Raw genomic sequence first — 23,324 nt, forward strand, 5'->3', positions numbered from 1 at the left:
ATAATACAGAAAGGTAATGTTTGGAAACATATGCTTAAAATATTTATTTTAAAGGAGGCAGAAAAAGTGGAAATATTTAAGGAAATTACAGTAGAAACAACTGTTAAAGCACCAGTTGAAAAGGTATGGGAATATTGGACAGAACCAACTCATATAACAAAATGGAACTTTGCTTCAGAGGAATGGCACTCCCCTTTTGCTGAAAATGATTTAAGAGAGGGCGGGAAATTCATTTCAAGAATGGAAGCCAAAGATGGTAGTTTTGGTTTCGATTTTGAAGGAGTTTATGATGAAATAAAACTACATAAGTTAATTGCTTATTCAATGGCGGATGGGAGAAAAGTGAAAATCAATTTTAACGATCGAGGAAACGAAACCGAAGTTATTGAAACTTTTGATGCCGAGACTACGAATTCAATTGAGTTACAACAACAAGGATGGCAGGCAATTTTAAATAATTTTAAAAAATACGTAGAGCAAACATAAAATTAAAAAATTCCTCCAATTAATCATTAATATAGGTCATCACAATAATTGATTGGCTTATTGATTAAGGGTGGCGTTAGTTAAAAAAGGGACCATAAAAAATGGTCCTTTTTGATGTTCATGTGTGAAAATAGGCTGTGTAAAGAGTTGGTGCACAGACTCTTTAACATCGAAAAATCGAGTTATATCAAGGATTGGGACATACTCTCTCGTGGTTTACCATAGATTACAGAATCACCCCCTCTGCCTAATCCCTATTCTAAATTTTTAATCAAAAATAGCGACTGGTCTCGCCCAGCCGGCACTTGCACCTTTAATTTTGATCGGAAATACGGCGACTTTAAAACCAAATTTTTTTGGCAGCAGGTCAAGGTTTGCCAGTTTTTCTATCTGGCAATACTCTGCTTCTTTTCCTACATAATGGGCCGCCCACAGGACGCCATCGCGTGGATTTTTCTTATAGTCTTCGGCCTGGTTATACAACGGTATGTCCCAGCCCCATCCATCTGTCCCCATGACCTTAATCCCTTTTTGGATTAACCATCTTGTTGCCTCCGCTGAAACACCGGCATGAATAGCAGCATAATTTTCTTGATAATATTTTTTGTCGGCATCTGTCCGGACCATGACAATATCATAAGGCTGAAGCTCATAGTCCATCTCTTTCAACTGTTTTTCAAAGTCCTCCACCTGAATTTCGTAGCCTGAAGGTTGATTACTGAAGTCGAAGAGAACTCCATTCCCGTAAAACCATTCAAGCGGCAGGGCATCAATTGTTCTTGATGGTTTGCCTGCCGTGGTTTTGGCATAATGCCAAGGTGCATCAATATGAGTACCCGTATGTGTTGTTAACGTGACCGTTTCAACGGCCCATGCTGCGCTATCACGAAAATCACTAGGTTTTAAGCCTAATATTTTCGATGCCTGTAAGGCCCCTTGTTCATGAGTTTCATATTCAATCCTGGGAGGAAAAGGCTCTTTTGCCGCGTTATCCAACGGTACACTAAGATCAATTATACGTAAATTAGACCGATTCATTTCACTTACCCCTTTCGTTATCGATTCATATTTATTAAGGGGCGTTGAAAAAAATGTTAGCACTTCTTGCGTATTTTGCCTCTTTTTACATTCATAAAAGATACTGCTGTTTAAAGGTGATTATTTAACTCATTCATAAACTTGATAATTTTCCGCTGTCCTAGTACCAGATCCATACGCGATGTGAAGACTTCCTTTTCTTTTTTTAAAAGCCCTAATAATAATCTGGCTAATCCGGGAACACTATCTCCAGAGACTCACTGAAAGGATGAATCATGTGGTTTTAAAACAACAGAAAATAGACGTTACTGACCGTATAGTAGGAAAATTAAAAAATGGTGAGATTGAACTTTACTTAGAAAATGAGAAAATCGGAAACATTCAATTGCCTAATGGTTATTTAATCCAAGTGGACCATCATTTCGAAGCGGACCAACAAAAAATATATCAGAATGTGACAACGACCCAACATCCACAAGCTAAATACACCGACTGTGATGAAGGCGGTTGGTGTTAAGAGAACAGCGGGACCTTCCTGCTGTTTTTTTGATAATATCAGAAGGCACTTTCTTTTCACTTGCAATTACTTTTGCTAAATCAGTTGAACATCCAGTTAATAAAAAAAAATATGGGAACGTTTGATTTGGACGTTCCCGTTCTTATTCCGTTAAAGCACCTGTTAATGAAATAAGGTAATTTATTTATTATAATCTTACCAGTGTACTTGAAGTTTATTACCATTTGGATCATAAAAGTGGAAAAAGGCATGACCATTATCTTCTTTTATATCCTCGACCTTAACTTGATTATCAATTAAGTGTTGATGAAATTTAGATAATTCTGGACTTGTAAAGCCAATGCTAAATTCTTGTTCATTATCAATTGTAAAATGTGCAAATGTTTCATCTTCGGTAGGAACTAAGATAAGTAAGAAAGGTCCTTCATTTACTTTTAAAATCGCAAGTTCCTTAGTAATGTTTAATAACTGGAGCCCTAATACATCTCTATACCATTGTGCAGACAATTCTAAATCTTTTACAGGAATTCTAATATAATGTACTTGTTCAATAAATGATTTACTCATAGCCTTCTCTCCTTTTTTTAATCTGGTATATCAAATAGTTCCCTTTCTATATACCTTTTTCCCTCCGATTATTGAGTTAACCTGCCCCGTTAGCACAATAAGAAAACGGGATCGCCGCAGCATCCCGACTTTTACATAAGCACCCGTTACTTTAAGTACAATGATACACAAACTGCTTATTAATCAAAAAAATTGGCAATCGTAAAAAATATATTTACTGAGTGTTATTATTAGATGAATTACTCAGGAACTCGCAAAATAAAGGTATTGACGACATCCGGGGAACATTTCCTTAAATGGTACTCCACTCCATTTTCACTATTTGTACTTTCAATATTAGTGCAAGTAGCATTTTCTATTCCAGCCATTCCAGCCCCTCCATAACTATCTTGTGAATCGTCGAATGTGTATTTAATTTTCTTACCATTATAATCTAAATTATAGAAAATTGGATCTCCTTCTTTGGTGTAAAGTGTAATACGAACTTTGTCTTTGACACCATCATTAACGTTCTTAATAAATTGTTTAAACTTATCCAAATTACTTATTTTTCCGTGAACATCCACGATATCTCCGTTCTTTATTGCCTCCTCTGAATTGTATGGTTTTTTCGGATTGTCTGTACTGTTCTGTTGACAACCAAGTAAAATCATTGATAAAAATATCGTAGAAAAAACAAAAATAAATTTATATTTCATACTTTCCAACTCCATAAAATAAGACGTTATTGTATAATTGCCTCTAATATAAGAAAATACCCTAATAAATCTCTCAAATTCTTTTCCCCCTTTGTTAGTATAAATTCAAACAAGGTGGAAAAATACCCCTCCTTCTTCCACTAATCTGCCCCGTTTGTTCAATAAGGAATTCAACAAAGAAGGTGCCTAATCCTTCCTGGATCAACGCACTCTTTATAACAAGAATATTGAATTATTTATATACCACTTTTCCAGTTTTTCGATTCTATCCCTTAGCATTTTTATTATCTTTTTTTAGTTTAGTTGACTCATAAAACGCTCCAGCAGCCAATCCAAGAGCTATCAAACCCCATAACCAGTCCAATTTAAATCCCCCTATATATTGCGATTAAGATACAAAATCTTATTAAATTAAACTAACCGCCAGTTAGCACAATAAGCGACTGCCTTCATTGACCAATCGTCCCCATCATTTAGCTAAAGATAATTATTATTTTTCCTTCTTCCATTCATATGGTTTTTGCGCCCAATTATAGAGGGAAATAAACAAAAGCATTATAAAACAGACACCTATATTTTTTATCCATTCAATATCTTTTTTAAAAATTAACTGCCAAACAGTTAATGCTACAAAATATATCAGGGGAAATCTGATGCTTTTTTTTAACATCCTACACCTCCAAGCATTTCACATCTTATTAAACTCTACTACCCCGTTACTTCAATAAAAGGTCAATAAAAAGAAGCGTTAATCCTTCTTGGATAAACACCCCTGTTTGTTTAAGAAGAAATACTAAAGATTAATATCATAAAGAGTAATACTGTCTGTTTCAACTCTTACATACGTACCAGTTGTATATTCTTCGCCAATCAATTCAAAAGCAACAATACTATCTCCAATTCTAAGCACAGCATACCTTTCATCAACGGACTCCAATTTCCCAGATAAGTATATCCGATTTTGGTTACTTTTTATCTGGCTTATTTTATCATTAATGGGTATAACCTGTTTGCCCCATTCACAAATACCAGGAATATCAATTTCTATATGATATTCACCATTCAAATTTGGTTCAGTGCCTACCCATCTGCCTTCCGCTGTACCGTATTGAGAGTAAAAAACCACTATAAATCCGCCTGCTACCTGCTTTACACATTTCAGTATTGTTATTTTCACTTTTATCCCCTATAATTGGTTTATTTTATAGAGTTCTACAATTTATCTACACAATCCTTCTTGAACTACCCTACCGCTACTTTAATAAGAAAAAGTGATCCTTCGTTATTGAAGCATCGCAACCCGATAGTTTAAGTAAAATGTTCACAACTTTTTCACCTTAACAAAATCTAATCCCTTAATGTGTAGGAGCATATCGAAAAGACGCCTTCTTACCAAAGAAAAGCGCCCGATAATGGATGATCGTTATGCAGAAGTGATGCTGCACATATATTACAGAATAGCCCCCTAAAACAGAATAAGCTCACGTCATACTACTTGCCTAGCTCAGAGTGAAAAAACAAATTCTTCTACATCTTTTCTACATGCATTGGAAAAACCGCTGCATTCACCTGTAACACTGAATCCACATCTCATCAGAACCTTAAGTGACAAATAGATGTGATCTTTGTTAATACCAATCTTTTTAAGGGATGAGATATGGTTGTTTATTAGATTGGGTCCCAAAATTGGATATTCTTAAAATCGGAATCCGCAACAGCAAAATCCATTAATTTAGCTCCCTCAATAGCAAGTTCGTCTTTATCGACCTGCAACAATGATTTAAAAGGTTCGATAATGAGTGTTGTGGATTTTCTTTTCTGCTCAATTCTCCAAAGCCCCTGGACATAACCGTCTATAAGAAATGTTGCTTTAATGATACCATTCACTGTAAAAACTCGACTTCGATATTCATCAGCTAGAATCCTTGAACGATTTTTATGAGAAAGAAGGATATTGTCAAATTCAGCCAAAAAACGAACTGGTACCGGAGTATCAATATCCGGAAATTCTGCATGGGAAACATCAAACAACTCATTTCCATCCTCGTCAAAAAAAGTATTTAATTGAAGTCTTAGCCCCTCAATCACCTTACGAATTTTGGTTAGGCCGGACCAAGTCTGTATATCTGAAATCGTCGCTGGTCCGAAAGCATTTAAGTAGCGTAGAATTAGTGATTCTAGATTATAATTGGTAACAAGTGATTGACACAGCCAATTCTCAGCTGAAGTATGGATGGCCTTACCTTTGGCGCCCCAAATTCCTCGGGGAGGAGTCTGGACTAATGGTACCAGGTTACGTGCCGCCGCAGCGAGAGCAGAAGGATCTGTATCTTCCCATTTCTCCTTCAGCAGTTTGCCGAGCTCCTCTAATGTACATGGTTGACTTTCTACAAGATCTCTACTGATTTTTGCAAGCTCATTATTATCTACATCCGTTAGTCGTCGCCCAAAATTAGCTTTCAAAGTCCTATCCAAAACGGGCTGAATTAAGGGACGAAGCGCCAAACAATCACGCTTGGTAACAAGAAAGATAGTGGAACGCATAAGTGCAATGCGTACAGCATCGCGATTCAACAATAACTGAGATAATGTTTCATGTTTGAAGTTATCTACTCTGGTCCATAAACTTACATAAGGTGAATTGGGTGTTTGAGACTGTATTCCGATCAGATGCTCAAGGGCCTCAGGAATAGACATGTTGGATCGTTTTATAAGAAGCTGCCGGGCTAAAAGTGTTCGGTTTAGAGCACGTGGACTCATTACTCTGTTTTGGCTTTCGTGATTATGATTTGATTTCATCACTTATCATTCATATCCTCCATAGTTAATGATTGATTACGAGCACGTCCTACAAAAATTTTCTTCATTTTGAATATAGAAATAGTCCGAAATCTTGCATAACAGATGTATGACCCATTTGCCGCAACATGGTAGCTATATTCCCACGGTGATATGATCCGTGTGTGACGACGTGTAGTATTGTTTCAGAAACTGTCGTTTCCAGGAGCCCAGCATATGGATTATCAACCTCAATCACTTTTTCATAATCTTTTTGACCACTTAAATGTTCTTTGTATCGTTTAGATAATTCATAAAAACTAACTTTCATTTCCTCAATATTTTTTGTTTCCATCTGTTCTCTCAATTGATGTGTGTGTGCCATTGCATCACTCATGCTTTTACCAGAAATAATCTCAAGCCAGGCTAAATCTGTGAGGTATATATGAGACATTACTTTTGCCACCGAAGAAAAACCACTCTTAACTTCCTTATGGAAAATTTCTTGCGGTAGTTCTATTAAGCGATTTAAAATAACTTCATTTGCCCATATGTGGTAGTCATACATTTTTAATACAGAATGATCCATGACCATTTCTCCTCCCATTCCCACTTTAATGATTAGATTATGCTACATAACTGATTGCAAATTTCCAAAGAACTACATCTATAAATATTCTGTTATTGATTAAAAAACCCTCTATTAACTTAAAACATTCACTATCTTCCAAAAGCTGCCCGAATGTGGAAAAAACCTAATGACGATTGTTCAACTAAACTGCCCAGTTACTTGAAGAAGGAAAGGGCAATGTCGTACCAGTAAAGCATAGTTTTGCTCAATAACGAACATTATTATCATCTTGGTTGTAAAAAGAATCCCACATCATTTCTATTCGTTTATATTTAAGCTTAAAGTATCCCCAATTGTCTTCACCATATTGCCAAGGAAAACCTTCAAAAGTCTGTATGAAAAAGGATTTATTTTTCTTTTTATATTTTCAGTAACAATGGTAAAGTCATTTATTAAATGTAAAAGTGAAATTGGAACATATGGGCATTTATCATAGCTTTTAACTTGCTTTTGAACTTGTGAACAATCATAATATCCAGAATCTAGTACCTCGAAGTCATAAAAAACTACTACTGCTTCATCGGTTTCCCATTCGGTTTCAAACGGGTTTAGAGGGTGTTCATTTGTAATCTCTAGATTCTTAAATGTTAAGTAAAGATTATTGTTTTCGTTTTTGAATTTTTCTATATAAACAGATTGCCATTCGATATACTCAAAACAATTTTCTGATATGTATTTTGGCATTTTATTCAGTGCTTTTTATTTTCTATAATTCATTTTGCTAACTAAACTGTAGTCGATTAAGATAAAGAATTTATTTTTAACAGCCAAATCTTTAAGGAAAACACTTATTATCCTAATAACAAACTTTCCTTCCGGGTAATGTAAATACGTCAAATCCATCGTCCCCACGTAATGTCCATCCCTCAAAGTAGCTAATAGCGTGAAATAATTCCAATGTAAGATTATCTTCAAATTCGATAATAAATATTAGCTGTTCATAAAAATTTATGTTTAAAACCTTCTTAGAAACGAGTAGTTTTTTACATTTTTTTATGTGAAAATTTTTTCGATTCGGAAACAATCTGTTTCAACTAATACAATTTCTTTATCTTTCCGAATTCTCCATGGGCATTCGACAATTATCCAACCTTTATCCAAAATAATATCCAAGGACAAATTTTCTTCAGTATTTACATCGGTCAAAATTTGTTCCATAAAATAACCAATGTTTATTTCACTTAAATTATCCATCTAGCCAGCTCCTTAAAAACAGTCTCTAAGGACAATAATTCCATAAAAAAACCTGTATTCCTACTTCAACTAATCTGCCCCTTTAGCTTAATAAGTCTATATTTCGATAATCTATGCAATAATTCCCTTAAATGAGAAGTTTAAATGGGAGGGATTAGGTTGTTAATATCAAAAGCGTGGGAAACATATGCGGCCGACAAACGAATTGAGGGCTTTTCACCGTATACAATAAAAGCCTATGGCATTCAGGCAAAGTTGCTTGTTCTGTATTTCAAGGATGCAGAAATTGCCACTCTTAACTCAGAAAATTTGAAGGAATACCTAAATAATTCATCGGCAGCCCTAAAGCCATCCAGTATGGCTCATAGGATACGGTTTATGAAATCCTTATTCCGTTGGTGCCACGAAGAAGGTCATATACACCATAACCCTGCATCAAAGTTAAAGGAGCCCAAGGTCGGAAAACGCATACCGAAATTCTTAACTGAAAGAGAAATCGAACTTCTGCGTGAAGCGTGTGTTAGCCCGATGGAAAAAGCCTTGTTTGAATTTATGTTTTCGACAGGATGCAGAATTGGGGAAATAGTTTCACTTGAACGTAATTGCATTAATTGGTCCAATCGCTCAGCAATTGTAAAGGGAAAAGGAGACAAGGAACGTGAGGTCTATTTTAATATAAGAGCCGAAATCTGGCTTAATCAATATATCAATGATCGCCAGGATACGGATCCTGCCATATTTGTTACAGAACGTCTGCCACATAGGATGAGCATTGCCCAAATGAGATATGTCATAAAACGAATCTCAGCTCGTGCGGCCATAAATAAGGAAATTTATCCTCATCAACTCAGACACAGCTATGCAACCCATTTGTTGAATTACGGAGCCCCTGTTGAAGTCATATAAAGTCTTTTGGGCCACGAGAAGAGTGAGACTACTCGAATATATGCCCAGCTAAGCGGAAGGGTAAGGCAAGAACTTTATCAAAAGTATTTCTAGAGAAAGAAGCGACGCTGTTGGCGTCGCTTTTGTATTCTCGCACCCGTTTGTTGAATAAGGCTTTCACAAAAAGTGCCTTATTCCTGCTTGAATCAAAGAACCCGTTATGAAACTTTTTAGGTGGCTCTCCCTAAAGACTTTTTTATTCTTTCAATTTGGTCGAGATGTCCTCGAATATGTATGACACGGTATTCTAATAATTCTTTGAATGTGAATCGTCCAGCATCCGCATACACTCCACCTCTTTCAAATTGTTCGGTTCTCAAATTACGGAGAATAGGTAGCATACTTGAGCGAAGTAATTTAAACAGTAGAAAGTATTCCTCACGGTCTAATTGTTCATATTCCAATGAATTTGCCCAAGCATCCTGGTCAGTGGATGTTAAAAGTGGTTCAGGTTCGGACAAAACTTTTTTCATTCTATGGGTAGACACTAACTCAGAATCTGTAATATGTATAATTATCTGATGTATACTCCATTTATCCTTTCCTGGTTTGAACCTAATCTCTTCCTCAGACAATTCATTAATGGATTCCCTTAACATCTCATAGCCTCGACTGTACTCGTCAATCAATGCGTCCATTTGGTTCCTCCTAAAATATATCATTGAGTTATAAATTCTAGATTAATCGTAATTATCCTTTACCGAGTTTTGTTCAACTAAACTACCCGTTAGTTCAATAAACAGCTGGACAATCTGTTAATTTAATGGACTAGTCACTTCAAGGCATTTTCCATTATACGCGTCCATCCTAATGGTTGGTTCTTCTCCATTTTTAGTTTTCAGTGTTACACTCGACTCGCGTTTATTAGTGAATTTATTAAAAAAGCCACTCTTTTTATCAATAGACAATTTCTCCAGTGTTATGTCAGCAAAATTAATATCAACGGCTTTTATTCCCAATTCTTTTGGTGGAACGTTCAAACACAAAACTGCATAATCTGTAGCTTCCCCAGTTGTCAATATTGGCTTTTGGTATACATATGCAAAACAAATGATAAGAAAAACTAAAATTTTGAAAACAGCTTTCTTCAAGTTTGTTGCCTTTAACACGTTTCAATCACCCTATCCAATATCGTATAAAATTAAATTCGACTCCCCCTCCAAAATTTAGTTTTATTGAACTATCCTGCCACAATAGTTCAATTAGAACGAGGAGCTGCCTGTCGCAGCTCCATCTTTAACTAATGCCCCCAATAGTTTAAGTGAAAATCTTCACATTCTTTTTTACTTTAACAAAATCTAATCCCCTAATGTGTAGGGGCATATCAAAAAGACGCCTTCTACTAAAGAAAAGCGCCCTATTCTGGAATAGGCCTTTACTAATATTACCTCTCGAAGCCCTTTTCACTTTTCTTGTGCTATTTGTCTCTAGAATAGTAGTTGAATACCGAACAGTTGAGGTAAACATAACATAAATCAAGACAGGCTGCACTGCACAGATAATTGCTCCGCCCACAGTGCAACTTGCCAAGCCTCGGTGAACGGTGAATGACGACGGCGGGGGTCACGCATTTCTTGTCGAGCCCAGAACCTCCAAATAGTGCTGATTGAACATAATGCCTAAGATGTTCCCAAAGGGATCGACCACGGAAGCAGTGATGAACCCCTCACCACGCTCTTTGGGTGCCTCGTACTCTTTCGCTCCCATAGACAGAAGCTTCTTGAAAGTTACTGCTACATCGTCCACGTGCCAGTATACTACGGCACCGGCCGGACCGGTCGCTGAACCATTGGGCGCGTACCGGCTATCAATCAAGCCCAACTCGTGCTGGTAGTCGCCGAGGCGAAACTCGGCATATCCAGGACGCTCAAAATATGGTTCGATGCCCAATAGCTCAGCGTACCACTCCTTTGCCGCTGCTAGATCATCTGTCCAAAAACTGACTGTGGTGAGTCCTCGTAATGTCTGTATGTTGCTCATATCGATTTCCTCCTTAATATGGATAATACGTCCCGATACTAAACCAAATAACATCTTCTGATTAACTTCGATTTACTTACGAATAATACCTTCTCTTATTCAAGAAAATGGCCTTTAACATAAAGAAAGAGTGTAATTCTTGCTACAGAATTACTCCGATTGTGGCAGATCGTTTTAGCTATTCAGATTACCGTACATGTCTTTCCAAATGCACGGCATGGCTACTCTAACTTCAACTGTAAGAATACCGCTTGAATGATTTCCACTTTATCTTACTTTCTTTGACTCTTCGTGAAGTATAGCTCGACAGCGGGCTACAAATTCAAACAGAAATTTAATCTCCTGTTCATTATATTTTTCGAATAATTCTCTCATAGATTGGCTAAAAGAAGCGAAGAGAGGGAGAATCTCTTTCTCCACTTTTTGAAGATGTACATTAATGATGACCCTTCTGCGGTCATTCGGATCTTTATCCCTATACACATAACTAGCTTTTTCAAGCCTGTCAATCACGCCAGTAACAGTTCCTGTCGTAAATCCAGTCATTTCGGCCAGCTTGCCAGCAGTCATCGGATAGTTCCGCAAGATAATATCCAAACATTTGTGATCTGTCGAATTCAAGCCCAGTCTTTCAGCCACGTTTTGATGGAACATGATGGTTTCCGTGCTGAAGTTCCTCAATTCCTCATTAAATAATTCTAATAATTGTTCCCTGGATGAATTTTTTTTTAACATTTTGAAAACCTCCGCATATAAATAATATATCTCACGAGATAAGATATTTAGAAAACGAGATAAGGTTCTTACTAACCATAATATATTCAAAAACTACAGTAATAGTTCAATGCATATGCACATTATTAGCAATCGTTAGACTCGGATGTCTTATATGAGTGGGAGAGAAAATAAATTGAGAGGTGTTTTTTCAATGAATTCACTGAAAGAAGTTCTTTCGCAAAATAAAGGGATTACTATTCATACGCTTGCAAATTACATGAAGCAATATACTCGGAATAATTGGAAATCCGTATTGCAAGAATATCAATCGGAGTTTCAGGATGCATTTGATAAGTCAGGGGAATTTGCCTATGGAATCTTCGGACGTAAGTTGTTCGGGCCTTTGATCGAAGAAATTGAGCGTGAAGGGTTTGTCTTGGAGTCTGATCATTTAGCATCTTCCGTGGAGTATTGGGGGCCGCCGGAAGAACGGGAACGGTGCATGTGGCATACTTGCAAACAAGCCGATGGCACTTCAATAGGCAGCTTGGTCACCCGTGTCTTTCACGATCATACGCAGTTTCATATACCCCGTTCACCCGATATCATAGCACTTGAGCAAACGGAAAAAAGCGAGATTGTCGAGGCGCTTTCCCGTGCTTCCACCCGCATCACCAAATATAACGAATTCACTGGTACATTTTTAACAGAAAAAATCGACAATGACGAACAAAAGGAGCAATGTTGGGAATACAGTGTTGAGGTCGGATTGGGAGATTATCTTGAAATCGATAACCCCGAAATGAGCGAAGGGATGCTTGATCATGCTCTTTCTCTTTGGGGACGCAATAACTGGGAACTAACGTCAGTTGTTCCTTATCAGGGACGTCTAGTTGCGTTCTTTAAACGTCCTGTTTTCGGAAGAGAGTAGAAATTAAAAGTAAGCACTGTAGTTACGTGCCTTCTATGGTGAAGGACCATGGGAATTAAAAACGAGCGCTTAGCAGATTCTTGCTCGTAGGAAAACTGCGAAAATCATTTCAGTAAGTAGATTGCAGTTGATCACACAGTTACGGTTACTGTTTCTACCAAAATTGTAGCTAACCCCCTCGATATCATCTACTCCTTGACGCATGGGTATCTTAGGGGTTCGCTTATATTTTATATTGACGTACACTTTACCCAAAAAGCTTTAATCCCTGTCAATTCTTTTTTAGTAAAAGTCCACAACTTAAACACGTTATCTTCAACAATCTGGCCCGATTGCGGAATAAAAAAATCCTACATATCAATACAAAACTTTTAATCAAACTTTTTTATAAACATCGCGACTTTATTTCAAAGCCACATGAAATCGTTCGGATGTTAAACAACAATGAATCTACTCAAAGATCCTTTTATCTTGCTACCTAATTTAATAGTTGCGAACTTAGGTACGATATGGTAAAACTTAGGTACGCCCATAAGGGTTCAATGTTATTTTTAAGGAGTGTTATGCAATGAATAAAACAGAACTTGTAAGTCAAGTGGCTCAAACTTCCGAACTTACCCAAAAAGATGCTGGTAAAGCTGTTGATGCTGTTTTTAATTCTATATTGGAAGCATTAAAAAATGGAGATAAAGTTCAATTAATTGGTTTCGGTAACTTTGAAGTTCGTGAACGTGCTGCTCGTAAGGGACGTAACCCACAAACTGGAGAAGAAATTGAAATCCAGGGCGGGAAAGTACCTGCATTTAAGCCTGGAAAGCAATTAAAGGATGCTGTAGCTGGTAAATAACTTACTCTTACTACATAACAAAAAGTGATGGTTTCAATCATCACTTTTTTATTTTGATCTGCTAAATTCCATTGTTGATAAGGGGCAAAGAAGACTCTAATAATTCAGCCAATAATATATTATAGTTTTCAACTAATGCACCTGTTAGCTTAAGTACACTCTTTCACAAACTCATACAATAACACCGTTAAATTACGATACTTTTTTCAAATAAAGCCTTGTTTGTACTGCTTGTTTATATTACTCGACGCTCAATAATTGAAATTACATTTTAGGGGCTTCCATACCTATCATTGCCCATTCCTCTTTTGATGGACCATAAAGACCTGGGACTGTTAAACCTGCTTGACGCATAAGAATTGTCATTTGTCCTCGATGGTGAATTTGATGTTGAATTAAAAAAGATAAAATCTCTCCCTTTGACATTTTTTGCCCAAACATATCCTGTACTTCTCTAAGACTGTTGTCAGTCCATTGATTTTTTACTGCTTCAACCAAACCATTACTTGCTTGTTGATAGCTGTCAGAGATGGACTTTGCTGAAGTTGGAACTGTATAATCTTGATTAGGAGAATCAAAAGAAAGGTCTGTTCTAGATGTCACAACGCCAATTGCTGTTACCGTATGCCAAGCAATCCGACCTAAAGTCCAATTTTGAGGTGTTACTTCTTGAGGTAATGATTCATCAGTAAGTTGATTAAGGATTTTCTGAGTAGCGTCTGCTTCAAAATTCCATAATTTAAAGAAACCATCTAAAGTTTGAAACATATTCATCCTCCTCACTTAAATACTTAACAAATATATTCTACACTTTCAAAAAGATGCCTGCTCATTTAACAAAAAACCACTAATTAATTTCTAAAACAATAATATTAATTGAAGTTATTATTAGCTATCTTGGTGTACTAACCTGCTCCGTTAGTACAATAACCTCAACAAAAAAGGCACTTTTCCTTCTTGAAGGTAAGCACCATAAAGTCTCTGTTATTGTTCCTCTAACCATTTCTCTCTAGCTAACCATCCCCAAAGTCCCATTCCTGTCATCACAATTATAAAAACAAGGTATACCCAATGCATTTTAAAAATCCTATCCTTGTTAATTTAAAACACTTATGAGAATTTCTTATAGTAAAACGGGGCGTTGTCTCTATAACTGTTAGTCCCAGAAGCCTTGTTATTAAAGAATGGTGCACGATTGCGATTGCTGAACAACAAAAAACCCTGCATGAGCAAGGTTTTCATATTCCTTTTTTTGTCCTGTAAAGTATTAGTCTTCTTGCATTATTTCATCAAAAGCTGAAGAAACTCTGTCGAATTCCTCGTCGCTTTCAATGGCTGTGAAGTCTCCATCCTGGTTGACCTTTAAAAAGAAAATATCAATGTCTTCCTCGATTTCTTCTTGAAGATCCTCCACAAATCCGACTGCAACGTATTCTGTCCCTTCCATATTTACCACTGCCAGCACTTCAATTTCCTCGCCCTGGTCATTTGTAAAAATTTCGCCTACTTCAATGTTTTCCATGAGATAGCCCCTCTCCTTTTTGAAAAATTTTCTTGCACAAATTATCGTTTAGAAGGATTCATAATCATTTTATTTCCAAAGAAAACTTTATTCATGCAGGAAATCCATATTTAAACATTAAACATACTATTATTAATATATAACAAAATTATCTGAGGTTTCAAACTACCACTAACCTGCCTTTTAGTTCAATAAAAAAGAGCTATTCTCCTTCTTGAAGAATTGCACCCGTTAGTTGAACAAGGGCGATTTAAATTAGTTGCTCATTATACACGCTAATTGGGTGTATTTTCTTTTGTAATAAGTTATTAATTATTTGCTTTATTACACAAGGTTCTCGTAAGTCTTTGTTTTCAAATGTTACAAGTTCATTTACTTTTATCCACTTGCTGTCAGAAATTACATCTTCTTCGAGATTTAGAGAACCTCCTGTAACCTCACCAACAAAATGAAATAAAATAACTTGATTGTTTGTATTACTAACAAAATTATATACACCAGTGGTACCAATTAGTTTTACATCAAACCCTGTTTCCTCTTTAACTTCCCTCTGAGCCGAATAGAGAATGTCCTCACCGTTTTCGACATGACCACTTGGAAAGTTCCACTTATCAATTGCAGTAGGTTTATTCTCTTTTATAATTAAGACTTTATCGTCATTAAAGATTGACACACTTGCTACTAAAACAATTCCATCTTGCGACATCTGAGTTCTCCCCAATTCCCTCTTCAAATTAATTTATCTCTATTATACCTGTTTAGCTTTCTTTCACTAACCTGCCCCGTTAGTGAAAATCGTTCCTGAATATAACAGAAACGCACTTCATTAGTTGATTTTCAATCTTAACGAATTATCTCGTAAGATTGAAAAAAAATACCATTAAAAAGAATGACTAAAATGATTATTAATAAAAGAATAGTGACAATCAATAAACTTTCTTTATTTTTAATTTTTTCAAGCACTCTTTTTTGTTTTATTTTTTGCTTATAATTTTCTTCGAACCATAAGAATCACCTTTTTGATTTATGTAATTCCTTCAAAAGATGGTCCCTTCCTCTACTAACGCACCCGTTAGTTGAATAAGCAGTTTCTTTTACCACTCTCTCCATTCTTCGGTAATGTCTTCATCGGATACTAAGCCAGCTATATTTGCTGCTTCAATAAAATATTCACACAGTTCTTCTCTCTCCATTGTCTCAATAAAATAATCATATTTGTCATTTATTTCATTTAAACTGATTACAACCTCTTTAACAAATTTCATTATTTCTTTCTTTTTCGGCTTAACTCCAAGTTTTATTAGGTTTTTAATGTAAGAATCAAGAACCTTGATAGTAGCTTCAATATTTTCGAGATTAAAAATATCATCACCATCAGTCATTCTCTTTGTCCATTCATTTGTAGGTTTAGTTAATTCCTGAAGATTCCTTTTTCCACCAGAAATCTGTTTAGTTTTGAGTTTCTGTTTAGTATAATACACATACTCAATTCCGTCACAAACTGTTAAATTTTCATCTATGATATTCGTTTCAGGAAACACGAGACTCTTGAGTTTGGTTAATTTTTTGACAAAGCTAAGGGATGGTATATCACCACAGGCTATTATTTTGAGATCTTCAAGTTCCTTTAGATTCTGGATAGGAGAAAAATCCTCTATGCTTTTACAATTCTCAAAAAACAATTCGGATACTGGAGCCTTTAATTCTTCCAAAGTTGTTATATTAGCTAATGTTCTTAGTAATTGGTCTAATCCCTCAGTAATTGTAATGGGAAAAGGAGACAAGGAACGTGAGGTCTTTTTTAATATAAGGGCCGAAATCTGGCTTAAGCGATACATCAATGGTCGCCAGGATACGGATCCTGCCATATTTGTGACAGAACGACTGCAGCCACATAGGATGAGTATTGCCCAAATGAGATATGTCATAAAACGAATCTCAGCTCGTGCGGCCATAAATAAGGAAATTTATCCTCATCAACTCAGACACATCTATGCAACCCATTTGTTGAATAACGGAGCCCCTGTTGAAGTCATACAACGTCTTTTGGGCCACGAGAAGAGTGAGACTACTCGAATATATGCCCAGCTAAGCGGAAGGGTAAGGCAAGAATTTTATCAAAAGTATTTCTAGAGAAAGAAGCGACGCTGTTGGCGTCGCTTTTGTATTCTCGCATCCTTTACTTTAAGTATATTTATTAACAACTAAAAATTAAATTTAATAAATCCCCCTTCATTATAGAGGGAAGTTTTGTTTGGTTAATATTTTTCCTGCATCCCTATTTTAATGACCATATATAGGAAGGAGATAAGATTATGATCTCATCTCCCCCTTGATTTTACTTCACTTTGAAATAAACTTCCATTGTCCATTGCTAGAGGCTCCACCTAAAGTTGGTCTGGTAATATTGTTTGTTGGAAATAAATCATGATGGCGGAAGAACATAGTAGGCTCATTCATATCGTCTGATGAGCGTATACCAATAACTTCTACTTCTAGTAATGTCCCATTTCTTCTTACGTCACCTGTCATTGATACACGAACAACTTGCCCCGGAACGAAAGTTACAGGCACAGCAAGCGTAATGAGACTATCAGCAGGAAATGTGATAACACCGGATGGAAAAACATGTGTTAGAGGACTACCGGGTTCAGTACCAAAATCAGCGAAAAATTCAGCTTCCAAATCTGTGTGTGTAGGATTCATTACCTCCACAAGAACGATGTCAGGATTAGTCCCAACTGGATCCCCACTCACTTTACTAGGAACACGAAATGGACCTGTTGTAAGACCAAGAAACCTTATTCCCATGTAAACAACTCCTTTTAATATTTGATAATACTTCGATTGAGAAGCGTTTCCGTATAAATTATGTTGAAATAAGTAAACTGGCACAACAGTTGTCCATAATCCGGTGAAAGTTTTCCAAAATGTGTAGATGATTATATGATTGCGAATAAAAGTGGTTTTTTTTCGTCAATACAAGAGAAAGATAAATCGGAAAGTTACCCGTATTCTTATAGCGAAAAAAGATATCAAATAATAACAACATTTAATCAAAGGTGTGCAGGTGGTGGGAGAGTGTCTTAAATTACCTGTTACTCTTTTGGAAAGCGCCTATTTAATTTACCTAAGTATGGAGCAAACTTTTAGGTCGCCACTTGAAAGTAAGCTGTATTCTAGACAGTCTAGAGGAATGTCTCAATTTTGGAGACATTCCTTTTTATTTAACCAACAATATTTAATTCCTTCCTAAACAAAAGCACCCGTTAGTTTAATAAGAACAGCGACGCTTCTTCAACAATCGCGCCCTTTAATGGCATAACTAAGATATGTCTCAATTCTTAAATCACTGAATTGTTCTTAAACTAACGCCCCTCATATGTTCAAGGAGCTTCCATTTCGGTGTTGAACAAGGAGGGGGTTGGCACTCCTCCAGTTGCGTGTCAATTAAAACAATCGTCTCTCAGCACTAGGTCTAGCCAGGCTTTCGCCTCATTGTACAAAATCGGATTGTTTTGCGGCGTGTAGTAAGCGAGGATTGCGACTGCCTGTGATACGACCCATCCGCGGGCCCTTGCCCATGTAGCGTCGTCCATCGGGAGAGCCTTACGGAACGCATCGCGTGCCACAGGCGAATGCAACTTCCATGCGACCATCACATCGCACGCAGGATCGCCAATGCCCATTGTTTCCCAATCAATCACACCGCTGATACGCTTATCTCGTACAAGCCAGTTACGTACATCTAGATCGCCGTGATGCCAAACAGGAGGGCCGTTCCACCGAGGCGCAGCAAGAGCCGACTCCCACACAGCAGACACCGCTGGGTCGCCATCGAATCGTGCCAACCAGTATCGGAAGTCCTCATCCCGTTGGGCCAAAGGAATGCCGCGTCCTAACGGCCCTCCCGATGAATCGACTTGTTGCAGCGCTGCGACGAACGATGCGAGATCACGCGCTGCCTGAACCTCGTCAATCGCCTCTATCGGCACCGTCTCGCCCTGAAGCCACGTATGTACCTCCCAAAACCATGGATATTCATTATTGGGACTCCCCTGAGCTATAGGCACAGGGATTTCAAGCGGAACCAAGGGTGCGAGTTTTGGAAGCCATGTGAGCTCACGACCTCCCGGTGTCGTCGGTCCTGCCCTCCGTGCGAGCCGAACTGAATATTCGTCGCCAAGTCGGAAAATGGCGTGTACCGTTCCAACTGGCTCGACCCGCGACAGGGGCAGTTCTGCCCAGTGGGGGAACTGATCGACAAGCAAACGACGCACGAGTCGCTCGTCAATTTCTAATTCGTCAACGTGCATTTTCTCGCCCATCAAAATATCCCCCCTCGGTTGCTGTGAGGTAAAATTTGCGATCGCCATGTCTTGAACAAATGTCCTGACATTTCCATCTAGTTAAATGCATTACATTGTATCCCCCTCGTGTCATTAGATGTTACACCTTAGTTTTTGGTGGAATCTTATATGTTGCCTCCTTTTCCCCACCTAACCAATATCTGTTTCTACAAAATGGTTAATAACTCCTTCTTCAACTATCCTGCCACTTTAGCTTAATAAGCCTATATTTCGATAATCTAGGCAATAATTCCTCTTAAATGAGAAGTTTAAATGGGAGGGATTGGGTTGTTAATATCAAAAGCGTGGGAAACATATGCAGCCGACAAACGAATTGAGGGCTTTTCACCGTATACAATAAAAGCCTATGGCATTCAGGCAAAGTTGCTTGTTCTATATTTCAAGGATGCAGAAATTGCTACTCTTAACACAGAAAGTTTGAAGGAATACCTAAATAATTCAGCGGCTGCCCTAAAGCCATCCAGTATGGCTCATAGGATACGGTTTATGAAATCATTATTCCGTTGGTGCCACGAAGAAGGTCATATACACCATAACCCTGCATCAATGTTAGAGGAACCCAAGGTCGGAAAACGCATACCGAAGTTCTTAACTGAAAGAGAAATCGAACTTCTGAGTGAAGCGTGTGTTAGCCCGATGGAAAAACCTTGTTTGAATTTATGTTTTCGACAGGATGCAGAATTGGGGAAATAGTTTCACTTGAACGTAATTGCATTAATTGGTCCAATCGCTTAGCAATTGTAAAGGGAAAAGGAGACAAGGAACGTGAGGTCTATTTTAATATAAGAGCCGAAATCTGGCTTAAGCGATAAATCAATGATCGCCAGGATACGGATCCTGCCATATTTGTGACAGAACGGCTGCCACATAGGATGAGCATTGCCCAAATGAGATATGTCATAAAACGAATCTCAGCTCGTGCGGCCATAAATAAGGAAATTTATCCTCATCAACTCAGACACAGCTATGCAACCCATTTGTTGAATAACGGAGCCCCTGTTGAAGTCATACAAAGTCTTTTGGGCCACGCCTATGAAGGGACTCTTAACGGGTTCCGAAGATAGGTGTAATTAGAATAATGACAGTAATATTTCTAAGTAAATTGACACGAAAAAACGTTATAATGTAATACGAAAAAGGGCGGCATTTGCCGTCCTTTTCGAATAGCTCTGTTAAAACTTGTTGTTGATTTTTGACTAAAACACAACCCACCGATTAGGAGGGTTCTTACTATGCTATTGAACTAAAGAATCCCCGTTACTCCAATAAGCATCACTTTTTATAAATCATTAGCTGACCTTTGCCAACATCAACTATCAATGAATCATGAACCTCAGAATTTTTAACAATCTCGATAAACTCATCGACTTCTTGACGATGTGAATTTACGTTATCGACAATCATTAAAGAATTTGGTTTAAGAATCCTATTTAAGTCTTCCCACCAATTTAAATATTGCTTTCGGTCAGAATCTAAAAAAATAAAATCAAATATCTGGTCTTCTTGGTTCTTTATGAATTCTCCTGCATCTCCGTGGTGCAATGAAATAATACTTTCTAACTCTGCCCTTCTAAAATTATCTAAAGCCATCGTTACCTTATTATCATTAAATTCTAAAGTGGTTACATGCCCTTCTGAATCTAAGAAGTTTTGAGCCAACCAAATAGTTGAGTATCCATTTGAAGTACCTACTTCTAAAACACTCTTAGCTTTATTACTTTTAATTAATATTGAAAGGAATTCCCCAGTTTCTTTCGTAATATTTTTCATTTTTAATCTGCCCTCTTGCATGTTTAAATCGTTATTTAGACCAAAAGACTCAAGCTCATTTAAGAGTAGCTCAATATTTTTTTGCATTGTATCCCCCTCCAATGTTATCAACTAACATATAAAATTCTGTGTATCCTCGTTAAATCCTTTTAAAGTTTTCTGCCCGGTTGTTCTAATAAGAAATTCAACAATGAAGGCTATTAGTCCTTCTAGATGACCACCTCTGTAAGTTTTTGTTGTGGCGTATTTCTTTGCTCCACAAACGATAAAAGCAGTGCGATTTCAGTTGCGAAATCCACTGCTCTTATACTTGTTTTTATACTTGTTTTTTGCTGTGCAGGTACTCCAAAAGAGAACGGCTTAGAAAACATCCCAAGCTTTTTATCTTTAATGTATTGTTCTTATTCCACTAAAGCCCCCCGATTCTGAATGGGCACTTTAACTCATTCTCGACTATTTTTTAAAATTCTCATCTACCAAGGGTTTTCCTTCTTGATCAATGCCTCTACAATTAATACGCCTGGCATAACTGGATAATTGGGGAAGTGTCCGTTAAAAAAATCCTCATTCACACTCACATTTTTTATACCAACTGCTCTATTTCCTTCTTCTAATTCCAAAATTCTATCCACTAAAAGAAATGGATAACGATGTCTAATAACTTCCTTAATTTTTTGAGTATCTAACATCATAAAAGCTCCCGAATCAATAATATTTAAAAAAATCTATTTTTTTATTTTATCACTTGGTATTAATAGTTTGTACTAAAAGAAAGAGCTTCATTAACTCTACTGCCCGTTAGCACAATATTTCTAGTTCAATACTAACATAATATTGCAAAAAACATTTAATTCCCCTAATAGAAAAGACGACCTAATATGATCGCCTTGTATAACAATTGCACCTGTTAGTTAAACAACAGAAGGTATCTTAGTCAAGAACTTCCCAACCCGTATTAGAGTATTTATTACATATCCTAAGGTTCAAGCCTCAAAATAAATTCTTCAACAACCTTGCCTCTTGCGTTGGAAAAACCCTTATCTTCAGGGATGATTTTAAACCTGCATTTTTCCAATACCCTGATGGAGGCGAGATTATCTTTAGCGGCACGAGCATAAAGCGGGCGCAGCTTTATATACTTCAGAAATTCTAACAACGCTTTAGTTGCAATACCTTGACCCCAATATTCCTTCCCAATCCAGTAGCTTACTTCGGGTTCGCCGAACTGTTCAAAGTTCGAGAGGTGTCCAGTGACAATGCCATTGAATAATATAGTCTTAATTGTGATGGTCTCATCAGCGATAATTTTTGTCCAATGGTCAAAAAATGCGTCCTTATCAGTGGGGTCTTTAGTTGTAAATGCAGCCATATAGTTCGCCGTTGAGTCAAGTTGTTGTTCGAAAAAGATAGGAAGATCTTCCTCTGTGATATCTCGTAGCTTCACTTCGCTTTTGCTAATGGATTCCATATAATTCACAAGCTCCCTAACATATTTTTGGATATAAATTCTGCCTAGTTTAGATAAATTCCTTCTTCCACAAACCTGCCCGTTTGTTCAGTAAGGAATTTAATTATAAAGGCGGTTAATCCTACTTGGATCAACGCACCCGTTAAGAGATAATCGTATCTTACTAAGGGAGTTCAATGACCTGTAGCGTTCAAAGTGATTAGGGTTTTTTGGCCAATTAAATTTGTTATCGCATTCTAATTCAGGGAGACAAGATAGTCGGCAAGTTTATCGAAAGCACCCTCAAGATCTTGTTGAAGCATTGGAGCCATATCGTTGTAGGATTCTTGTTCCTCAGCAGAAGCGTTCACAGGGCAACCTTTCAGTTTTAAAACAGTTTTCCCTTCGTTATCTTCAAGCGTTATGAGATTCATAATTTCAAGAGGCCAGCTCCCACTAAAAGGCGCTCCGACCGTATTGCCATGCTCATCGGAAAAAGATTGAATATAAGACACTTTCTCAGGTTCGACAACCTCTTGGTATGTAAATTTTCTCCACATAACTAGATTTCCGTCAGGAGACGTCAGAATACCTAAAAATCGGCCACCTGATTGAGCGTCCATTATAACGACTTCGAGTGTGAATCCCTTTGGTCCCCACCATTTCGCGAAATGCCCGAGCTCTGTCCATGCTTTAAATACGAGTTCGCGAGGGGCATCGAATACACGCGTAAATTCGAACGATTGATTCAGATTGTTAACCATAAAATCCTCCTTGTTTTTTGAAAGGAACTATTTCTAGTCTACAACTTTATTTTCTCAGTCAAAAACTTTGTTTTTCAGTTTTAATACTTAATCTCACAGAACAATGATACCATGTATTGGAA

At 37.2% G+C, this 23,324-nt stretch carries 26 protein-coding genes and 4 pseudogenes; 7 read left to right on the forward strand and 23 right to left on the reverse strand.

Annotation, left to right across the window (positions count from 1 at the left end; all coding sequences use genetic code 11):
• Positions 1–66 precede the first annotated feature (66 nt).
• The gene (locus A6749_RS26715; RefSeq protein ID WP_236719743.1) at positions 67–486 is read left to right on the forward strand and encodes an SRPBCC family protein; all 420 of its coding nucleotides are present in this window, start codon (positions 67–69) and stop codon (positions 484–486) included.
• Positions 487–753: 267 nt separating this feature from the next.
• Here the strand turns inward: A6749_RS26715 and A6749_RS26720 are convergent, their stop codons facing one another.
• Positions 754–1,524, reverse strand: coding sequence for a cyclase family protein (locus A6749_RS26720; RefSeq protein ID WP_066400126.1), 771 nt, complete (start codon positions 1,522–1,524; stop codon positions 754–756).
• Between the two features lie 268 nt (positions 1,525–1,792).
• On the opposite strand from A6749_RS26720, the gene A6749_RS26725 reads away from it, so the two are divergent.
• On the forward strand, positions 1,793–2,041 hold the full coding sequence (locus A6749_RS26725) for a YusG family protein (RefSeq protein WP_236719744.1): 249 nt from the start codon (positions 1,793–1,795) through the stop codon (positions 2,039–2,041).
• A 195-nt stretch (positions 2,042–2,236) separates the two neighbouring features.
• Here A6749_RS26725 and A6749_RS26730 read toward each other — a convergent pair whose 3' ends face one another.
• The 8 genes from A6749_RS26730 to A6749_RS26765 all read right to left on the reverse strand — a co-directional run bounded on the left by A6749_RS26730 (position 2,237) and on the right by A6749_RS26765 (position 7,909).
• Positions 2,237–2,608 carry a VOC family protein gene (locus tag A6749_RS26730; protein ID WP_066400136.1) on the reverse strand — a complete coding sequence of 124 codons (372 nt, stop codon included), beginning with the start codon at positions 2,606–2,608 and terminating at the stop codon, positions 2,237–2,239.
• 239 nt (positions 2,609–2,847) lie between these two features.
• Complete coding sequence (locus A6749_RS26735) at positions 2,848–3,306, reverse strand: DUF4362 domain-containing protein (protein WP_161487175.1); 459 nt, start codon at positions 3,304–3,306, stop codon at positions 2,848–2,850.
• Positions 3,307–3,796: 490 nt separating this feature from the next.
• Positions 3,797–3,976, reverse strand: a complete 180-nt coding sequence (locus tag A6749_RS26740; RefSeq protein ID WP_066400142.1) for a hypothetical protein — start codon at positions 3,974–3,976, stop codon at positions 3,797–3,799.
• 123 nt (positions 3,977–4,099) lie between these two features.
• Positions 4,100–4,483, reverse strand: a complete 384-nt coding sequence (locus tag A6749_RS26745) for a hypothetical protein (protein ID WP_066400146.1) — start codon at positions 4,481–4,483, stop codon at positions 4,100–4,102.
• A 491-nt stretch (positions 4,484–4,974) separates the two neighbouring features.
• Complete coding sequence (locus A6749_RS26750) at positions 4,975–6,105, reverse strand: winged helix DNA-binding domain-containing protein (RefSeq protein WP_066401236.1); 1,131 nt, start codon at positions 6,103–6,105, stop codon at positions 4,975–4,977.
• Between the two features lie 64 nt (positions 6,106–6,169).
• Complete coding sequence (locus A6749_RS26755; protein ID WP_066400157.1) at positions 6,170–6,673, reverse strand: DinB family protein; 504 nt, start codon at positions 6,671–6,673, stop codon at positions 6,170–6,172.
• Between the two features lie 300 nt (positions 6,674–6,973).
• The gene (locus tag A6749_RS26760; RefSeq protein ID WP_066400161.1) at positions 6,974–7,399 is read right to left on the reverse strand and encodes a hypothetical protein; all 426 of its coding nucleotides are present in this window, start codon (positions 7,397–7,399) and stop codon (positions 6,974–6,976) included.
• A 309-nt stretch (positions 7,400–7,708) separates the two neighbouring features.
• Positions 7,709–7,909, reverse strand: coding sequence for a hypothetical protein (locus tag A6749_RS26765; protein ID WP_066400163.1), 201 nt, complete (start codon positions 7,907–7,909; stop codon positions 7,709–7,711).
• A 159-nt stretch (positions 7,910–8,068) separates the two neighbouring features.
• Here A6749_RS26765 and A6749_RS26770 point away from each other — a divergent pair.
• Positions 8,069–8,908, forward strand: a pseudogene (locus A6749_RS26770) (tyrosine-type recombinase/integrase).
• A 116-nt stretch (positions 8,909–9,024) separates the two neighbouring features.
• Here A6749_RS26770 and A6749_RS26775 read toward each other — a convergent pair.
• The 4 genes from A6749_RS26775 to A6749_RS26790 all read right to left on the reverse strand — a co-directional run bounded on the left by A6749_RS26775 (position 9,025) and on the right by A6749_RS26790 (position 11,569).
• Positions 9,025–9,492, reverse strand: a complete 468-nt coding sequence (locus A6749_RS26775; RefSeq protein ID WP_066400167.1) for a DinB family protein — start codon at positions 9,490–9,492, stop codon at positions 9,025–9,027.
• 117 nt (positions 9,493–9,609) lie between these two features.
• Positions 9,610–9,963, reverse strand: a complete 354-nt coding sequence (locus A6749_RS26780; protein ID WP_066400171.1) for a hypothetical protein — start codon at positions 9,961–9,963, stop codon at positions 9,610–9,612.
• A gap of 454 nt (positions 9,964–10,417) precedes the next feature.
• Positions 10,418–10,834, reverse strand: coding sequence for a VOC family protein (locus tag A6749_RS26785; protein WP_066400174.1), 417 nt, complete (start codon positions 10,832–10,834; stop codon positions 10,418–10,420).
• A gap of 267 nt (positions 10,835–11,101) precedes the next feature.
• Positions 11,102–11,569, reverse strand: coding sequence for a MarR family transcriptional regulator (locus A6749_RS26790; protein ID WP_066400185.1), 468 nt, complete (start codon positions 11,567–11,569; stop codon positions 11,102–11,104).
• A gap of 154 nt (positions 11,570–11,723) precedes the next feature.
• Here A6749_RS26790 and A6749_RS26795 point away from each other — a divergent pair, with 154 nt between their 5' ends.
• A complete protein-coding gene (locus tag A6749_RS26795; RefSeq protein WP_236719745.1) occupies positions 11,724–12,482 on the forward strand; it encodes a DUF6022 family protein in 759 nt (252 codons plus the stop codon).
• A 568-nt stretch (positions 12,483–13,050) separates the two neighbouring features.
• On the forward strand, positions 13,051–13,329 hold the full coding sequence (locus A6749_RS26800) for an HU family DNA-binding protein (RefSeq protein WP_066400187.1): 279 nt from the start codon (positions 13,051–13,053) through the stop codon (positions 13,327–13,329).
• 264 nt (positions 13,330–13,593) lie between these two features.
• Here the strand turns inward: A6749_RS26800 and A6749_RS26805 are convergent, their stop codons facing one another.
• From A6749_RS26805 to A6749_RS26820, 4 genes are all read right to left on the reverse strand, one after another.
• A complete protein-coding gene (locus A6749_RS26805; RefSeq protein WP_066400189.1) occupies positions 13,594–14,097 on the reverse strand; it encodes a DinB family protein in 504 nt (167 codons plus the stop codon).
• Positions 14,098–14,596: 499 nt separating this feature from the next.
• Positions 14,597–14,851: a DUF1292 domain-containing protein gene (locus tag A6749_RS26810; RefSeq protein ID WP_066400191.1), complete on the reverse strand. Its 255-nt coding sequence runs from the start codon at positions 14,849–14,851 to the stop codon at positions 14,597–14,599.
• A gap of 250 nt (positions 14,852–15,101) precedes the next feature.
• Positions 15,102–15,557 (reverse strand): NUDIX hydrolase, encoded by a 456-nt coding sequence (locus A6749_RS26815; protein ID WP_066400194.1) that lies wholly within the window; start codon positions 15,555–15,557, stop codon positions 15,102–15,104.
• 388 nt (positions 15,558–15,945) lie between these two features.
• Positions 15,946–16,233: a hypothetical protein gene (locus A6749_RS26820; protein ID WP_066401241.1), complete on the reverse strand. Its 288-nt coding sequence runs from the start codon at positions 16,231–16,233 to the stop codon at positions 15,946–15,948.
• A 355-nt stretch (positions 16,234–16,588) separates the two neighbouring features.
• Here A6749_RS26820 and A6749_RS26825 point away from each other — a divergent pair.
• Positions 16,589–16,984, forward strand: a pseudogene (locus A6749_RS26825) (tyrosine-type recombinase/integrase); the annotation flags it as partial.
• Positions 16,985–17,194: 210 nt separating this feature from the next.
• Here A6749_RS26825 and A6749_RS26830 read toward each other — a convergent pair.
• The gene (locus tag A6749_RS26830) at positions 17,195–17,662 is read right to left on the reverse strand and encodes a hypothetical protein (RefSeq protein ID WP_066400198.1); all 468 of its coding nucleotides are present in this window, start codon (positions 17,660–17,662) and stop codon (positions 17,195–17,197) included.
• 635 nt (positions 17,663–18,297) lie between these two features.
• Positions 18,298–19,179 carry an aminoglycoside phosphotransferase family protein gene (locus A6749_RS26835; protein ID WP_066400202.1) on the reverse strand — a complete coding sequence of 294 codons (882 nt, stop codon included), beginning with the start codon at positions 19,177–19,179 and terminating at the stop codon, positions 18,298–18,300.
• Between the two features lie 309 nt (positions 19,180–19,488).
• Between A6749_RS26835 and A6749_RS26840 the strand changes: the two are divergent.
• Positions 19,489–20,249, forward strand: a pseudogene (locus A6749_RS26840) (tyrosine-type recombinase/integrase); the annotation flags it as partial.
• A 244-nt stretch (positions 20,250–20,493) separates the two neighbouring features.
• Here the strand turns inward: A6749_RS26840 and A6749_RS26845 are convergent.
• The 4 genes and pseudogenes from A6749_RS26845 to A6749_RS26860 form a co-directional block, all read right to left on the reverse strand.
• Positions 20,494–21,078, reverse strand: a complete 585-nt coding sequence (locus A6749_RS26845; RefSeq protein ID WP_066400210.1) for an O-methyltransferase — start codon at positions 21,076–21,078, stop codon at positions 20,494–20,496.
• Between the two features lie 410 nt (positions 21,079–21,488).
• Positions 21,489–21,680, reverse strand: a pseudogene (locus A6749_RS26850) (3-hydroxyacyl-ACP dehydratase FabZ); the annotation flags it as partial.
• A 287-nt stretch (positions 21,681–21,967) separates the two neighbouring features.
• The gene (locus A6749_RS26855) at positions 21,968–22,459 is read right to left on the reverse strand and encodes a GNAT family N-acetyltransferase (protein WP_066400220.1); all 492 of its coding nucleotides are present in this window, start codon (positions 22,457–22,459) and stop codon (positions 21,968–21,970) included.
• A gap of 236 nt (positions 22,460–22,695) precedes the next feature.
• The gene (locus A6749_RS26860) at positions 22,696–23,202 is read right to left on the reverse strand and encodes an SRPBCC domain-containing protein (RefSeq protein ID WP_066400223.1); all 507 of its coding nucleotides are present in this window, start codon (positions 23,200–23,202) and stop codon (positions 22,696–22,698) included.
• Between the last annotated feature and the right edge of the window lie 122 nt (positions 23,203–23,324).

It is taken from the genome of Neobacillus mesonae (genome assembly GCF_001636315.1).
GTDB classification, from domain to species: domain Bacteria; phylum Bacillota; class Bacilli; order Bacillales; family Cytobacillaceae; genus Neobacillus; species Neobacillus mesonae.

Excerpts from the sequence above, each read along its gene's own strand:
- A6749_RS26760 (WP_066400161.1), bottom strand. The coding sequence starts at position 7,399 with ATGCCAAAATACATATCAGAAAATTGTTTTGAGTATATCGAATGGCAA.
- A6749_RS26730 (WP_066400136.1), bottom strand. The coding sequence starts at position 2,608 with ATGAGTAAATCATTTATTGAACAAGTACATTATATTAGAATTCCTGTA.
- A6749_RS26755 (WP_066400157.1), bottom strand. The coding sequence starts at position 6,673 with ATGGATCATTCTGTATTAAAAATGTATGACTACCACATATGGGCAAAT.
- A6749_RS26855 (WP_066400220.1), bottom strand. The coding sequence starts at position 22,459 with ATGGAATCCATTAGCAAAAGCGAAGTGAAGCTACGAGATATCACAGAG.
- A6749_RS26805 (WP_066400189.1), bottom strand. The coding sequence starts at position 14,097 with ATGTTTCAAACTTTAGATGGTTTCTTTAAATTATGGAATTTTGAAGCA.
- A6749_RS26815 (WP_066400194.1), bottom strand. The coding sequence starts at position 15,557 with ATGTCGCAAGATGGAATTGTTTTAGTAGCAAGTGTGTCAATCTTTAAT.
- A6749_RS26795 (WP_236719745.1), top strand. The coding sequence starts at position 11,724 with ATGAGTGGGAGAGAAAATAAATTGAGAGGTGTTTTTTCAATGAATTCA.
- A6749_RS26810 (WP_066400191.1), bottom strand. The coding sequence starts at position 14,851 with ATGGAAAACATTGAAGTAGGCGAAATTTTTACAAATGACCAGGGCGAG.
- A6749_RS26740 (WP_066400142.1), bottom strand. The coding sequence starts at position 3,976 with ATGTTAAAAAAAAGCATCAGATTTCCCCTGATATATTTTGTAGCATTA.
- A6749_RS26860 (WP_066400223.1), bottom strand. The coding sequence starts at position 23,202 with ATGGTTAACAATCTGAATCAATCGTTCGAATTTACGCGTGTATTCGAT.
- A6749_RS26775 (WP_066400167.1), bottom strand. The coding sequence starts at position 9,492 with ATGGACGCATTGATTGACGAGTACAGTCGAGGCTATGAGATGTTAAGG.
- A6749_RS26820 (WP_066401241.1), bottom strand. The coding sequence starts at position 16,233 with ATGACTGATGGTGATGATATTTTTAATCTCGAAAATATTGAAGCTACT.
- A6749_RS26785 (WP_066400174.1), bottom strand. The coding sequence starts at position 10,834 with ATGAGCAACATACAGACATTACGAGGACTCACCACAGTCAGTTTTTGG.
- A6749_RS26845 (WP_066400210.1), bottom strand. The coding sequence starts at position 21,078 with ATGCAAAAAAATATTGAGCTACTCTTAAATGAGCTTGAGTCTTTTGGT.
- A6749_RS26765 (WP_066400163.1), bottom strand. The coding sequence starts at position 7,909 with ATGGATAATTTAAGTGAAATAAACATTGGTTATTTTATGGAACAAATT.
- A6749_RS26750 (WP_066401236.1), bottom strand. The coding sequence starts at position 6,105 with ATGAAATCAAATCATAATCACGAAAGCCAAAACAGAGTAATGAGTCCA.
- A6749_RS26735 (WP_161487175.1), bottom strand. The coding sequence starts at position 3,306 with ATGAAATATAAATTTATTTTTGTTTTTTCTACGATATTTTTATCAATG.
- A6749_RS26725 (WP_236719744.1), top strand. The coding sequence starts at position 1,793 with ATGAATCATGTGGTTTTAAAACAACAGAAAATAGACGTTACTGACCGT.
- A6749_RS26835 (WP_066400202.1), bottom strand. The coding sequence starts at position 19,179 with ATGGGCGAGAAAATGCACGTTGACGAATTAGAAATTGACGAGCGACTC.
- A6749_RS26800 (WP_066400187.1), top strand. The coding sequence starts at position 13,051 with ATGAATAAAACAGAACTTGTAAGTCAAGTGGCTCAAACTTCCGAACTT.
- A6749_RS26720 (WP_066400126.1), bottom strand. The coding sequence starts at position 1,524 with ATGAATCGGTCTAATTTACGTATAATTGATCTTAGTGTACCGTTGGAT.
- A6749_RS26790 (WP_066400185.1), bottom strand. The coding sequence starts at position 11,569 with ATGTTAAAAAAAAATTCATCCAGGGAACAATTATTAGAATTATTTAAT.
- A6749_RS26830 (WP_066400198.1), bottom strand. The coding sequence starts at position 17,662 with ATGGGAATAAGGTTTCTTGGTCTTACAACAGGTCCATTTCGTGTTCCT.